Source organism: Ruegeria sp. SAZD011 (assembly GCF_059612545.1).
This window is the reverse complement of record NZ_JBXWQU010000021.1, coordinates 179815-193694: the sequence shown is the minus strand read 5'-3', so window position 1 is coordinate 193694 and position 13880 is coordinate 179815. Positions and strand designations below refer to the sequence as shown.

Genomic DNA, 13880 nt, shown 5'->3' with positions numbered 1-13880 from the left:
TCATTGTGGCGCCATGACCGCTTTGCCCCTGATCCTGCACCCTGACAGCCCCGATGAAACCGCCCGTTTGGCGGTGGTTCTCGGTGCCGCTTTGACAGCGGGGGATTGCCTGTTGCTGTCGGGCGAGATCGGCAGCGGCAAGACCCATTTCGCCCGTCACATGATCCAGTCCCTGCTACCCGTGGCCGAGGATATCCCCTCGCCCACCTTCACGTTGGTACAGGTCTATGACAGCACCCGGGGCGAGATCTGGCACAGCGATCTCTACCGCCTGACCGGACTGGACGAGATCGAGGAACTGGGCCTGTCCGAAGCCTTCTCGGACGCGATCACGCTGGTTGAATGGCCAGACCGGCTGGGCCCTCTGACACCGGATCATGCCCTGCATCTGCATTTCGAAACCGACCCTCAGGACGAGTTGAAACGCCGCCTGACCCTGTCTTGGACCGATCCAAAATGGACCACGCGCATCGAGGCGTTGAAATGAGTGACCGAAGCGCGCTTGCCACCGCTTTCCTGGCCGAAACCGACTGGGCCGGCGCCTCGCGAACGCCGCTGGCAGGCGATGCCTCGGCTCGCCGCTATGAGCGGTTGAGCAACCCGGAAACCGGCCAGACCGCCGTGCTGATGGACGCCCCGCCCGCGCAGGGCGAAACGGTACACCGCTTTGTCGAAACGGCGCGGCATCTGCGCGCCCAGGGCCTGAGCGCGCCCGAGATCCTGGCCGAGGATCCAGCGCAGGGCTTTTTACTGATCGAAGACCTGGGCGACGACCTCTTTACCCGCGTCATCACCCGCGACCCGTCACAAGAAGTGCCGCTTTACGAGGCCGCGACCGATCTATTGGTAGCGCTGCGCGACATGCCGCTGATGGCCGGTCTCGACAGCTATGGCCCGGCGCCGCTGGCCGAAAAGACCGATATCGCCTTTGATCACTATGTGAGTGGGATCACAGGCGCTGACAGCACCGAGATGCGGGATCGCTTTATCGACCGGTTCGGAGGCGTCCTGCACCGGACGATCCAGGGACCCAAAGTGCTGATCCTGCGGGACTATCACGCCGAGAACCTGCTCTGGCTGCCGGATCGCGCCGGGACGGCCCGGGTCGGGCTGCTCGATTTCCAGGACGCGGTCGTGGGCCACCCGGCCTATGATCTGGTCAGCCTGTTGCAGGACATCCGGCGAGATGTGCCGGCCCGGATCGAAATGCGCATGATCGACCGGTTCATAACCGAGACCGGTGCGGACGACCACGAATTCCGCACCGCCTATGCCGTGCTGGGCGTACAGCGGAATCTGCGCATTCTGGGCGTCTTTGCCCGGCTGTCGCGCGAGATGGGCAAGACCCGGTATCTGGCGCTGATGGCCGCGGTCTGGCGCCATGTGATGCGCGATCTGGAGCATCCGGCCATGGCGGGTATCGCAGACTTGCTGCGCGAAACGCTGCCGCCTCCCTCACCCGAAAACCTGGCCCGACTGCACCCGAGATGACACAGACCGACCTGCCCGTAATGCTGTTCGCCGCCGGGTTCGGCACCCGCATGGGCGACCTGACCCGTGCCCGCCCGAAACCCCTGATCGAAGTGGCGGGCCGCCCTCTGGTCAATCACACGCTGGATCTGGCTCGCGCAGTTTCCCCGCCTCGGATCGTAGCGAACCTGCATTACCTTGCCCCGATGCTGGCGGCGCATCTGGCGCCACGGGGGGTGCTCTTGTCCGAGGAGCAGCCCGATATCCTGGATACCGGCGGGGGGTTGCGGCAAGCCTTGCCGATGCTTGGGGCCGAAACGGTGTTTACAAGCAATACCGATGCGATCTGGTCGGGGCCGAATCCCTTTGCCCTGTTGGCCGAGGCTTGGGATCCGGCACATATGGATGCGCTTTTGATGTGCGTGCCGTTGGAACAGGCCATCGGACATGCAGGGACCGGCGATTTCAGCCTTGATGCGCAGGGGCGGATCGAACGCGGGCCGGGGCTGGTCTATGGCGGGGTGCAGATCGTCAAGACGGGCGGGTTGCATGGTTTTGACGTGCCTGCTTTTTCGCTGAACCTTCTCTGGAACAGGATCGGGGCGGCCGGGCGGCTCTTTGCGCTGGAATATCCGGGGCGCTGGTGCGATGTCGGCCATCCAGGCGGGATCGCTCTGGCCGAGGAGATGCTGCGCGATGTTTGACCCCTGCCCGCACCCCCGTATCTTTGCCCTGCCGCCCGGCGTCGATTTCCCGCGCGCGCTGGTGCAGGGGCTGCACCAACGTGTTGCCGGGCAGCCACCGCATGTGCTGGCGGGGGTGCAGCTGGTGGTCAACACCCACCGGATGGAGCGGCGCATCCGCGCGTTGTTCGATGCCGGGCCGGCGGCACTGTTGCCGCGGGTGTCGCTGGTCACCGACCTGACGGCGCTGGGCGCGGCCACCCATCTTCCACCCGCCGTTCCACCATTGCGGCGGCGGCTGGAACTGGTGCAGCTGATCACGCGCCTTTTGGACCAGCAGCCCGATCTGGCAGCGCGGGCCTCGATTTTCGACCTTTCCGATAGCCTGGCCGCTCTGATCGACGAGATGCAGGGCGAAGGGGTTACACCCGCTGCCATTCGGGCGCTGGATGTCAGCGACCAGTCGGGGCATTGGGCGCGTGCGCAGCAATTCATCGCCATAGCCGAGCGCTATTTGCGCAGCGGTGACGACGAACTGGACGTGCAGGCCCGGCAAAGGCGCGTGGTCGAGGCGCTGATCGCCGAATGGGCGCAGCACCCGCCTGAACATCCGGTGATCCTGGCCGGCTCCACCGGGTCGCGCGGGACCACGATGCTCTTGATGGAGGCGGTTGCCCGCCTGCCGCAAGGCGCGGTGGTACTGCCCGGCTTTGACTTCGACCAGCCGGGGCGGGTCTGGGACGGGCTCGAGGACGCGCTGACCGCCGAAGATCATCCCCAGTTCCGCTTTGCCCGACTGATGGCGCGGCTGGGCCTGACGCCGGATCAGATCTCACCCTGGTCGGATGACGTGGCCCCCTGCCCCTGCCGCAACCGGCTGGTGTCGCTGGCACTTCGCCCCGCACCGGTGACCGACGCCTGGATGAGTGAGGGGCCGCAGCTGAAAGGTATCGATACCGCCACCCGCGACGTCACCCTGATCGAGGCGTCCAGTCCGCGGGACGAGGCATTGGCCATCGCCCTGCGCCTGCGTCAGGCGGCAGAGGATGGGCAAAGCGCGGCGCTGATCACCCCCGACCGGATGCTGACACGGCAGGTCAGCGCCGCGCTTGATCGCTGGAACATCCTGCCCGATGACAGCGCCGGCCTGCCACTGCACTTGTCACCACCGGGCCGGTTCCTCCGCCATGTCGCGGGGCTGTTCTCGTCCCGGCTGGATGGCGAAGCACTGCTGACGCTGCTGAAACACCCGTTGTGTCACACCGGAGAGGGCCGCAACGAACACCTGCTCCACACCCGCGATCTGGAGCTGGACCTGCGCCGCAACGGCCCGCCCTTTCCCGGTGCCGAGGATCTGGCCGCTTTCGCCACCCGCCGCGAGGTGCCCGAAGGCTGGACCAACTGGGTCGCCCGCTGTTTCTGCGACCAGCATGTTAACGGCGTCTTGCCGCTGTCCGAATGGGTCGACCGCCTGCGCCAGCTGGCCGAGGCGCTGTCGGCAGGCGCCGAGGGCGGCAGCGGCAACCTTTGGGAACAGAAGGCCGGGCAAGAGGCGTTGGCTATTGTCACCGCTCTGGCCGACGAGGCCCCGCATGGCGGCGAGATGGGCGCCCGCGATTTCGCCGACCTTCTGGGCGGGCTGTTGTCCACGGGCGAGGTGCGCGACCGCGACGCCCCCTATCCCGGTATCATGATCTGGGGCACGCTCGAGGCGCGGGTGATGGGGGCTGACCTGCTGATCCTGGGCGGGCTGAACGAAGGCAGCTGGCCCGAGTCCCCTGCCCCCGACCCCTGGCTGAACCGGCGCATGCGCCACGATGCGGGCCTGTTGCTGCCGGAACGTCGCATCGGCCTGTCGGCGCATGATTTCCAGCAGGCCATCGGCGCGCCCGAGGTCTGGCTGACCCGCGCCAAACGCTCGGACGATGCCGAAACCGTGCCCTCGCGCTGGCTGAACCGGCTGACCAACCTGTTGCAGGGCCTGCTCGATCAGGGCGGCGCCGTGGCGCTGTCCGAGATGCGCGCGCGCGGCCGTCGCTGGCTGTCCATGGCCGAGGCGCTGGAGGAGGCGCCGCGCAGCGCCCCGGCCCCGCGCCCCTCGCCCCGACCCCCGTTGGCCGCGCGGCCCCGGCAATTGTCGGTGACCGAGATCAAGAAACTGATCCGCGATCCTTACGCGATCTATGCCCGGCATGTGCTGCGGCTCAAACCGCTGGACCCGCTGGTGCAGGCACCCGACGCGCTGTTGAGGGGGATCGTGATCCACGAGGTCCTGGAGAGTTTCGTGCGCGACAGCGTGCTGGACATGGCCCTGCTCAACCGCGACACCTTCCTGAAACGTGCGGCCACGATGCTGGAGGAGCTGGTCGCCTGGCCCACGGCGCGGGCGCTGTGGCTGGCACGGCTCGACCGGGTGGCCGATGCCTTTTTGCTGTCCGAAGAGGCCCGGCGCGCCGATGCCGGCCCGATCGCCTTCGAGGCACGGATGCGCAAACAGCTCGACGGGCTGGATTTCACCCTGACCGGGCGGGCCGACCGGATCGACCGCACCGAACGCGGCTCGCTGTGTCTTTACGACTACAAGACAGGGGCACCGCCTAGCGAAAGGCAGCAGGCGAAATTCGACCGGCAGCTGTTGATCGAGGCTGCGCTGGCCGAAGAGGGCGGCTTCGAGGGGATCGACCCGGCCCCGGTGGCGCGCGCGGTCTTTATCGGCATGGGTGGCAGCTACAAAGAGGTGCCGGCCCCGCTCGACGCCGAGCCCCCGGTCAAAGTCTGGGCCGAGCTGCACCAGCTGATCGGCGCCTATTTCGAGCCAGATCAGGGTTTCACCTCGCGCCGGATGCTGCACAAGGACAGCGATATCGGCGATTACGATCATCTGGCGCGGTTCGGAGAATGGGACCGCAGCGCCACGCCCGAACCCGAGGATCTGACATGAGCACCCGCAACGCAGCGACCGAACGTCAGGTACAGGCCGCGCGGCCCGACGCCTCGACCTGGCTGGCGGCAAATGCCGGGTCGGGCAAGACCAAGGTGCTGACCGACCGGGTGGCGCGGCTGTTGCTCAGCGATGTGCAGCCGCAGCACATCCTGTGCCTGACCTATACCAAGGCGGCGGCCAGCGAGATGCAGAACCGCCTGTTCAAGCGTTTGGGCGAATGGGCGATGCTGGCGGATGCGCCGCTCAGGGCGCAACTGTCCGATCTGGGGGTGCCGGGGGCGATTGACAATGCGCGGCTGGCCCATGCCCGCACCCTGTTCGCCCGCGCCATCGAAACGCCCGGCGGGCTCAAGATCCAGACCATCCACTCGTTCTGTGCCACGCTCTTGCGCCGGTTCCCGCTGGAAGCGGGGGTCAGCCCGCAATTCTCGGAAATGGAGGACCGCGCCGCCGCCCTGCTGCGCGAAGAGATCGTCGAAGACATGGCCGCCGGCCCGCAGGCTGCGCTGATCTCGAATTTGGCCCGCCACATCACCGATACCGATTTCGCCAGCCTGACCGCCGCCATCTGCCAAAGGCGCGCGGCCTTTGCGCAACCGCTGGACTGGGCCGGGCTACTGACCCTGTTCGACCTGCCCGAGGAGTTCGATACCCAAGCGCTGCTGGCCACTGTCTTTCTGGGGGGCGAGGTCGAGATGGTTCAATCCATTCTCCCCGTGTTGTTGGCAAGTGGCGCCAATGACCAGAAAGCCGCCGCGCGGCTTGCTGCCTTTACCCGGCCGACACTTGACGGGCTGATCGTGCTGGAACAGGTGCTGCTGACGGGAGCCAGCGCGAAATCGCCGTTCTCGGCCAAGATCGACGGCTTTCCCACCAAGGGTCTGCGCCAAGGCGTGCTGGCTGGACAGATGCCCCAGCTCGAAGCGCTGATGCTGCGGGTCGAGGCAGCGCGCGACCAGCGCCTTGCGCTGGCTGCCGCTGAGAAATCTCTGGCGCTGCACCGGTTCGCGGCCGCGTTTCTGCCGGAATATTCCCGGCGCAAACAGTTGCGCGGCTGGCTCGACTTTGACGACCTGATCCTGAAGGCGCGGCAATTGCTGACCGATCCGGGCGTCGCGGCCTGGGTGCTTTACCGGCTCGACGGTGGCATCGATCATATCCTGGTGGACGAAGCACAGGATACCAGCCCCGAACAATGGGACGTGATCGAGAAGCTGGCGCAGGAATTCACCAGCGGCGAAGGCGCGCGCTCGGGTGTTGAGCGCACTATTTTTGTCGTCGGCGACAAGAAACAGTCGATCTATTCCTTTCAGGGCGCCGACCCGGACGCGTTTGACCGGATGCAGGCCGAATTCGGGCGCAAGCTGCACGATTCAGGCTCTAACCTGGAAGATCTGACGCTGGAATTCTCGTTCCGCTCGTCCAGCGCGATCCTTGGGCTGGTCGATCTGGTGTTCCGGGACCGGGCGCAGGCGGGGTTTCACAAAGAGTCCCTGCACCGGGCCTTCAAATCCGACCTGCCGGGGCGGGTCGACCTTTGGCCGCTGATCGACAAGGTCGAGGAAGAGGAAGACGGCGACTGGACCGACCCGGTGGACCGGCCCGGCGCGCGCCATCACACGGTGATCCTGGCCGAGCAGGTGGCCGGGCAGATCCGCGAGATGATCGACCGGGGCGAAACCATCCCGATCGATGGCGAAACACCTGGCACATTCGCGCGGCGACTGGTGCGGCCCGGCGATTTCCTGATCCTGGTTCAGCGCCGATCCGATCTGTTTGCCGAGATCATCCGCGCCTGCAAGGCGGCGGGCCTGCCGATTGCGGGGGCCGACCGGCTCAAGGTCGGGGCCGAACTGGCGGTCAAGGATCTGGCCGCCCTGCTCAGCTTTCTGGCCACGCCCGAGGATGATCTGTCGCTGGCCACAGTGCTGAAATCGCCTCTGTTCGGGTGGAGCGAACAGCAGCTCTTCGATCTGGCGCATCGCCGGAACGACCGCTACCTGTGGGCGACGCTCAGGGCGCGGCGAACCGAGTTTCCCGAGACACTGGCCATTCTCGACGACCTGCGCGGGCAGACCGATTTCCTGCGCCCCTATGACCTGATCGAGCGGATCCTGACCCGGCATGACGGGCGGCGCAAGCTGTTGGGCCGGCTGGGCGCCGAGGCAGAGGACGGGATCAACGCCCTGCTCAGCCAGGCGCTGGCCTATGAACGCTCGGACATTCCCAGTCTCACCGGGTTCCTTGTCTGGATGCAGACCGACGATCTGGAGATCAAGCGCCAGATGACCGGGGTGGGCGACATGATCCGGGTGATGACGGTACATGGTTCCAAGGGGTTGGAGGCGCCCATCGTGATCCTGCCCGACACCGCCCAGCGCCGCGCGCCACGCGATGCCGAGATCATGTTGGCCGAGGGCACACCACTATGGCGGGTGCCGCGTGACAGCTCTCCGGCGCTGCTCTCGACCGCGCGCGAGGCAGCGCAGACGCGCGAGATGAACGAACGGCTACGGCTCTTGTATGTGGCGCTGACGCGTGCGGAAAAGTGGTTGATCGTGGCGGCGGCGGGCGATCTTGGCAGCGATGGCAGCAGCTGGTATCAGGCGGTTGCAGACGCCATGGCCGAAGCTGGCGCGACCGGGGTCGAGGGCGATATCCTGCGGCTGGAACATGGCGACTGGACCGCACCTGAGCTGGTCGAGGAAACGGCCCCGCCTCATATGGCCGTGACCTTGCCCGATTGGGCGAGCCGCCCGGCGCCCGATCCCGTATCCACAGTCAAAACCATTGCGCCCTCGGATCTGGGCGGTGCCAAGGCCCTGCCCGGCGATGCCGGCCAAGATGAAGAGGCAGCCAAGGCGCGCGGCAGCCAGTTGCACCTGTTGCTGGAGCATCTGCCCGGAACCGAACCGGCGGCTTGGACCGATCACGCGTTGCGCCTGTTACCAGACCTTGATGCCCCCTTGCGCGACGAACTGCTGGCCGAGGCACGCGGCGTGCTCAGCTCCACGGCACTGGCTGACATCTTTGCCCCCGGCACCCTGGCCGAGGTGGCGATCTCGGCACCGCTGGGGGCAAGGCGCTTGCACGGAGTGATCGACCGGTTGCTGATCGGTGAGAACGAGATCGGCGTCGTCGATTTCAAGAGCAACGCGGTGGTGCCAGACCGGCCCGAAGCCTGCCCCGAGGGGCTGTTGCGGCAGATGGGCGCCTATGCACATGCGCTGGAACAGGTCTATCCCGGACGCACCATCCGCACCGGCATCCTCTGGACTCGCACTGCACAGATCATGTGGTTGCCTCACGATCTTGTGGCCGCTGCCCTGGGTCGCATCCAGATATCTTGACCTCCCCCCATCGGGAACCTACCTTTCCGGCCCAAGCGCATCCCTTTTTGGAGACAGACCATGTCCACCGTAGCCGTCACCGACGCAACCTTCGACGCCGAAGTCAAGAACTCGGACATCCCCGTAGTGGTGGATTTCTGGGCCGAATGGTGCGGCCCGTGCAAACAGATCGGCCCCGCCCTGGAAGAACTGGCAACCGAATATGCCGGCAAGGTGAAGATTGCCAAGGTCGATGTGGACAGCAACCCCAACGCCGCCGCGGCCATGGGCGTGCGCGGCATTCCGGCGCTGTTCATCTTCAAGGACGGTCAGGTCGTGTCGAACCGCGCCGGCGCCGCACCGAAAGCGGCGCTGCAGAACTGGATCGACAGCTCGATCTGAAGCCGGTTTCACGCTATGAACCAAGAGGCGCCCCGCATCGGGCGCCTCTTTTTCGTTCCGATTACGGGCGATGGCAGGAGAGGCAGAATGGCTAAGACGCGGGTTTTGGTGGAATTCGGCATGGGCACGTCGCTCAGGCGCGAGGATTATACCGAGGCGGCGCTGCGCGCACTAAAGGACGCGCTGTGGCACAACTCGGTCAACATGGCCGAGTTGTTCGGCTTTCCGAAAGAGGCGATGATCGTCGATGCCGAGATTGGCGTGCAGCGGCCCGAGGCGGTGGATACGACGGTTCTGGCGGCGGTGTTTCCCTACGGCCAGCCCAATATCACGGTCCGGCAAGGCGGGCTGGACATCGACAAGCCGCAGGGCGGCGGACGCACGGTCATCGCCAATGCGGCGGTGGTCGTGTCCTTTGACATGGAGGCGGCGGGATGAGCGATCATCGGATGATTCTTGAGATGGGCACCGGCAATGACCTCTATGGTCAGGATTATACCAAGGCGGCGCAGCGGGCGGTGCAAGATGCGCTGCACCATTCCTCGATCACGCTGTTTTCGAAGCTGCGGATCGATCACGGGCAGATGCGGGTGCAGGTAACCATCGGCGTACAGCAGCCCGACGAGGTCGATTGCGAGGCCGTCGCCGCCGAGCTGCCGCGCGGGGTTGCCACGGTGCGCGCGGTGCTGGGCGGGCTGGACGTGGCGGACCCGGATGCCGGAACCCGCCATGTCGTGGCAACTGCGGCAATCGAGGCATATCTGCCCTCCCTTGCGGGCAAATATCAGCTGACACCGGACGATCCGGCCTGAGCACCCCCAGCCAAGCGGAAACAGGAAGGGCAGCATAAAGAGGCTTGCGCGAATCCTTTATTTCGATAAAACGCGAAATATGGAAATAACGATCCCCCTTCGCCTGTCCACCCTTGGGCACCCGCAGCGGCTGGCCGTGTTCCGGCTGCTGATGCGCCGCTATCCGGGCCGCGTCGCCGCCGGTGAAATCGGCGCCGCGCTGGATGTGAAACCCAGCACATTATCGTCATATCTTTCTGCTTTGGTGCAGGTGGGGCTGGTGACCCAGACCCGCGAGGGCACCTCGCTGCTTTACCAGGTGGATATGGACGGCATGCGCGAGACGATGAATGCGCTGTTCCTCGATTGCTGCCGGGGTCGCCCTGAATTGTGCCTGCCCAACGATCTCTCTCTTCTTGCGACGAGTTCCGTCATGACCCATCCAGTATACAATGTCCTGTTCATATGCACTGGCAATTCCGCCCGCTCGATCTTTGCCGAGACCCTGTTGCGGGCCGAAGGCGGTGACCGGTTCAACGTCTTTTCCGCCGGGACCAAGCCTTATTCAGAACTCAACCCGCGCGCGGTCGAGGTGCTGCGCGCCAAGGGTCATGACGTGACCGGATTGCGCGCCAAGAACATCGCTGAGTTCACCACGCCAGACGCGCCGAAGTTCGATTTCGTCTTTACGGTCTGCGACCGCGCCGCAAACGAGGAATGCCCGGCCTGGCAGGGGCAACCGATCTCGGCCCATTGGGGCCTGCCGGACCCTGTCCGCGCCGAAGGCAACGACGCACAGAAAAACCTCGCCTTTCAACAGGTCTATGGCACGCTGAAGAACCGCATTCAGGCCTTTGCCAACCTGCCTTTCGAGCAGCTTGACCGGATCTCCCTGCAACGCGCGGTCGATGATCTGGGCCGCGAGGCCTGACCCGATCCGACCTGTTTTCACAAAGGAATTATCATGACCGTTTACGCCCTGAATGGACTTGGCCGCATGGGCAAGCTGGCCCTTAAGCCGTTGCTGGAACGTGGCGCGCAAATCGCGTGGATCAACGATGCTGTGGGCAGCCCCGAGATGTTCGCGCATCTGTTGGAATTCGATACCGTACATGGTCGCTGGCAGGCCGAATTCGGCTGGGATGACCAGTCGATCACCATCGACGGCACCCGGATGCCGGTCCACACAAGCCGCCGGATCGAGGATCTGCCGCTGGATGGGGTGGATGTGGTGATCGACTGTACCGGCGTCTTCAAGACCGACGCGAAACTGGCCCCCTATTTCGACGCGGGCGTCAAAAAGGTGGTGGTCTCGGCCCCGGTCAAGGACGGCGATGCGGCAAACATCGTCTATGGCGTCAACCACGATATCTACGAGCCCGCGCGCCACCGGATCGTTACCGCCGCCAGCTGCACCACCAATTGCCTGGCGCCGGTGGTCAAGGTCCTGCACGAGGGGATCGGGATCAAGCACGGCTCGATCACCACGATCCACGATGTCACCAATACCCAGACCATCGTCGACCGCCCCGCCAAGGACCTGCGCCGGGCGCGCTCGGCGCTGAATTCGCTGATCCCCACCACGACCGGCAGCGCCACCGCGATCACGCTGATCTATCCCGAGCTCAAGGGCAAGCTGAACGGCCATGCGGTGCGGGTGCCGTTGCTGAATGCCTCGATCACCGATTGCGTGTTCGAAGTCGCCCGTGAGACCAGCGCCGAAGAAGTCAACGCGCTGTTCAAGGCCGCGGCAGAAGGGCCGCTGGACGGTATCCTGGGATATGAGGAGCGGCCACTGGTCTCGGCCGATTACACCAACGATCCGCGCTCTTCGATCGTGGATGCGCCCTCGACCATGGTGATTAATGGCACCCAGGTCAAAGTCTATGCCTGGTATGACAACGAGATGGGATATGCCCACCGGCTGGTGGATGTGGCCTGTATGGTGGGTGACAGCCTGTGACCCGGGCCCCGTCCGAGCGCGGCGGGCTGTCGGCCTATATCGCCGTCACCGCCGCCTATTGGGCTTTCATGCTGACCGATGGCGCGCTGCGCATGCTGGTGCTGCTCCATTTCCACATGATGGGCTTCAGCCCGGTGCAACTGGCCTATCTGTTTGTGCTCTACGAGGTCGCGGGCATGGTCACCAACCTGTCGGCGGGCTGGATCGCGGCGCGGTTCGGGCTGGCGGCGACGCTCTATGCCGGGCTGGCGCTTCAGGTGGGCGCGCTGGTCGCCTTGGCGCAACTGGATCCGGGCTGGCAGATCGCCACATCGGTGGTCTTTGTCATGATCGTGCAAGGCCTGTCCGGCGTGGCAAAGGACCTGGCCAAGATGTCATCGAAATCGGCGGTCAAGCTGCTGGCGCCGAAAGAAGGCGATGGTCTGTTTCGCTGGGTCGCCCTGCTGACCGGGTCAAAGAACGCGGTCAAGGGGATCGGCTTTCTGCTCGGCGCTGTCCTGCTGGCGCTGGCTGGCTTCTCAGCGGCAACGCTGGGTATGGCCGCCATCCTGGCCGTAATCCTGCTGGCAGTGCTGGTCGCCATGCCCGCAGGCCTGCCCAAGGGCCGCAAGGGTGCTAAATTCTCCGAGGTCTTCTCGAAATCCACCAATATCAACTGGCTCTCGGTGGCGCGGGTGTTCCTGTTCGGCGCCCGCGACGTGTGGTTCGTGGTCGGCATCCCGGTCTATTTCTACGCGGTCCTTTCCGACGGCAGCGCAGCGGGCAACCGCGCCGCGTTTTTCATGATCGGCGGGTTCATGGCGGGGTGGATCGTGTTCTACGGCGCGATTCAGGCCTCGGCCCCGCGCCTGCTGCGCGCCGCATCGCGGGGCGAGGGTGATCTGATCGCCGCTGCCCGCCATTGGGCGGCCTGGCTGGCCCTCGTTCCGGCACTTCTGACGGGCGCAACCTTGATGGCCGGCGGGCCACAGCCCTGGCTGACGGTGGTTCTGGTATCGGGCCTGCTGGTGTTTGGTGCGCTTTTCGCCGTCAATTCCTCGCTGCATTCCTATCTGATCCTCGCCTTTTCCAAGGACGAACGGGTCACCATGGACGTGGGGTTCTACTACATGGCGAATGCGGCGGGGCGCCTGTTGGGCACACTGCTGTCCGGGCTGACCTATCAATTGGGCGGAGTACCCGCTTGCTTGGGAACTGCGGCGGTGATGGTCGCGCTCAGCGCGCTGGCCGCCGGACAGTTGCATGCTGCAACTTCCAACAGGGCGGCCCCCTGAAATAGAAAAAGCCGCCCGAAACACGAGCGGCCATTCTAACGTCGATCCGTGGGGATTGGATCAGATCTTGGCGATGTCGGCACGGGTCAGGCCGATGTCGTCCAGCTGGGCGTCGGTCAGAACCGACAGCGCCTTGCGGGTGCGGCGCGAGTCGTTCCAGGATGCCACGGCCTCTTTCGCCGAGTAGAAGAAATCCACCACGCGGAGAACGGTGACTGCTCCGAGCGGCGCTGTGGTGCTGGTGGTATATGCCATTTGCGCGTTCCTTCGAATGAAACAGCCGACCCTGCGTCGGTTGTGAGGCTCATCTAGGGGATGGGTCCGAGTCTTACAAATGCCCGCTCGACAGCCCCGAAATGCAATCCGTGCATAACTTCTAGGCAGTATGCATAGCTTGCCCTTGCGCCCCCGACGGCCCATATACGGGCGCAACAGAGGATGGAGGCATTCATGGCAGACGATCAATTTCCGGGCTGGCACGGCACCACGATCATCGGCGTCAAGAAAGGCGGCGAAGTGGTGATCGCGGGCGACGGTCAGGTCAGTCTGGGCCAGACCGTGATCAAGGGCACTGCCCGCAAGGTGCGGCGCCTGTCGCCGGGTGGCTATCACGTGGTCGCGGGGTTTGCCGGATCGACGGCAGATGCCTTTACCCTGCTCGAACGGCTGGAGGCCAAGCTGGAGGCGACCCCCGGGCAACTGGCCCGCGCCTCGGTCGAGCTGGCCAAGGACTGGCGCACCGACAAGTACCTGCAAAAGCTCGAAGCGATGCTGATCGTCAGCGACGGGCAGGACATGTTCGTGATCACCGGCGCGGGAGACGTGCTGGAGCCTGAACATGACGTGGCCGCCATCGGCTCGGGCGGGAATTTCGCACTGGCCGCCGCGCGGGCGATGATGGACAGCGACAAGAGTGCAGAAGAGGTGGCCCGCGCCGCAATGGCGATTGCCGCTGATATCTGCGTCTATACCAACGGCAATCTGACGGTCGAGAAGATCACAAAATAAGTGAGACCGCGCCTTA

13 protein-coding genes are annotated in these 13880 nt (G+C 65.0%); 12 read left to right on the top strand and 1 reads right to left on the bottom strand.

Features of this window, described 5'->3' with window-relative positions; all coding sequences use genetic code 11:
• Nucleotides 1-13 precede the first annotated feature (13 nt).
• The 11 genes from tsaE to arsJ all read left to right on the top strand — a co-directional run bounded on the left by tsaE (nucleotide 14) and on the right by arsJ (nucleotide 12856).
• A complete protein-coding gene (gene tsaE / locus AC2FLM_RS08240) occupies nucleotides 14-487 on the top strand; it encodes a tRNA (adenosine(37)-N6)-threonylcarbamoyltransferase complex ATPase subunit type 1 TsaE (protein WP_496857151.1) in 474 nt (157 codons plus the stop codon).
• Nucleotides 484-1491, top strand: a complete 1008-nt coding sequence (locus AC2FLM_RS08235) for an aminoglycoside phosphotransferase family protein (protein WP_496857149.1) — start codon at nucleotides 484-486, stop codon at nucleotides 1489-1491. Before tsaE ends, AC2FLM_RS08235 begins: the two co-directional genes overlap by 4 nt.
• Entirely contained in the window at nucleotides 1488-2174 is a 687-nt protein-coding gene (locus AC2FLM_RS08230) for a nucleotidyltransferase family protein (RefSeq protein ID WP_496857147.1), read from the top strand. Before AC2FLM_RS08235 ends, AC2FLM_RS08230 begins: the two co-directional genes overlap by 4 nt.
• The gene (gene addB / locus AC2FLM_RS08225) at nucleotides 2167-5094 is read left to right on the top strand and encodes a double-strand break repair protein AddB (protein ID WP_496857145.1); all 2928 of its coding nucleotides are present in this window, start codon (nucleotides 2167-2169) and stop codon (nucleotides 5092-5094) included. The genes AC2FLM_RS08230 and addB overlap by 8 nt, the downstream gene beginning before the upstream one ends.
• Nucleotides 5091-8447, top strand: a complete 3357-nt coding sequence (gene addA, locus AC2FLM_RS08220; protein WP_496857143.1) for a double-strand break repair helicase AddA — start codon at nucleotides 5091-5093, stop codon at nucleotides 8445-8447. Before addB ends, addA begins: the two co-directional genes overlap by 4 nt.
• Before the next feature lie 60 nt (nucleotides 8448-8507).
• Entirely contained in the window at nucleotides 8508-8828 is a 321-nt protein-coding gene (gene trxA / locus AC2FLM_RS08215) for a thioredoxin (RefSeq protein ID WP_011049545.1), read from the top strand.
• Between the two features lie 87 nt (nucleotides 8829-8915).
• Nucleotides 8916-9266 carry a Lin0512 family protein gene (locus tag AC2FLM_RS08210; protein ID WP_496857141.1) on the top strand — a complete coding sequence of 117 codons (351 nt, stop codon included), beginning with the start codon at nucleotides 8916-8918 and terminating at the stop codon, nucleotides 9264-9266.
• Nucleotides 9263-9640: a Lin0512 family protein gene (locus AC2FLM_RS08205; protein ID WP_234220916.1), complete on the top strand. Its 378-nt coding sequence runs from the start codon at nucleotides 9263-9265 to the stop codon at nucleotides 9638-9640. The genes AC2FLM_RS08210 and AC2FLM_RS08205 overlap by 4 nt, the downstream gene beginning before the upstream one ends.
• Before the next feature lie 79 nt (nucleotides 9641-9719).
• Complete coding sequence (locus tag AC2FLM_RS08200; RefSeq protein ID WP_496857140.1) at nucleotides 9720-10550, top strand: arsenate reductase/protein-tyrosine-phosphatase family protein; 831 nt, start codon at nucleotides 9720-9722, stop codon at nucleotides 10548-10550.
• Between the two features lie 33 nt (nucleotides 10551-10583).
• A complete protein-coding gene (locus AC2FLM_RS08195) occupies nucleotides 10584-11582 on the top strand; it encodes an ArsJ-associated glyceraldehyde-3-phosphate dehydrogenase (RefSeq protein ID WP_496857139.1) in 999 nt (332 codons plus the stop codon).
• Nucleotides 11579-12856 carry an organoarsenical effux MFS transporter ArsJ gene (gene arsJ, locus AC2FLM_RS08190; protein ID WP_496857137.1) on the top strand — a complete coding sequence of 426 codons (1278 nt, stop codon included), beginning with the start codon at nucleotides 11579-11581 and terminating at the stop codon, nucleotides 12854-12856. Before AC2FLM_RS08195 ends, arsJ begins: the two co-directional genes overlap by 4 nt.
• Before the next feature lie 60 nt (nucleotides 12857-12916).
• Here arsJ and AC2FLM_RS08185 read toward each other — a convergent pair whose 3' ends face one another.
• Nucleotides 12917-13111, bottom strand: a complete 195-nt coding sequence (locus AC2FLM_RS08185; RefSeq protein ID WP_234139135.1) for a DUF1127 domain-containing protein — start codon at nucleotides 13109-13111, stop codon at nucleotides 12917-12919.
• Nucleotides 13112-13306: 195 nt separating this feature from the next.
• On the opposite strand from AC2FLM_RS08185, the gene hslV reads away from it, so the two are divergent.
• A complete protein-coding gene (hslV, locus tag AC2FLM_RS08180; RefSeq protein ID WP_496857135.1) occupies nucleotides 13307-13864 on the top strand; it encodes an ATP-dependent protease subunit HslV in 558 nt (185 codons plus the stop codon).
• Nucleotides 13865-13880 lie beyond the last annotated feature (16 nt).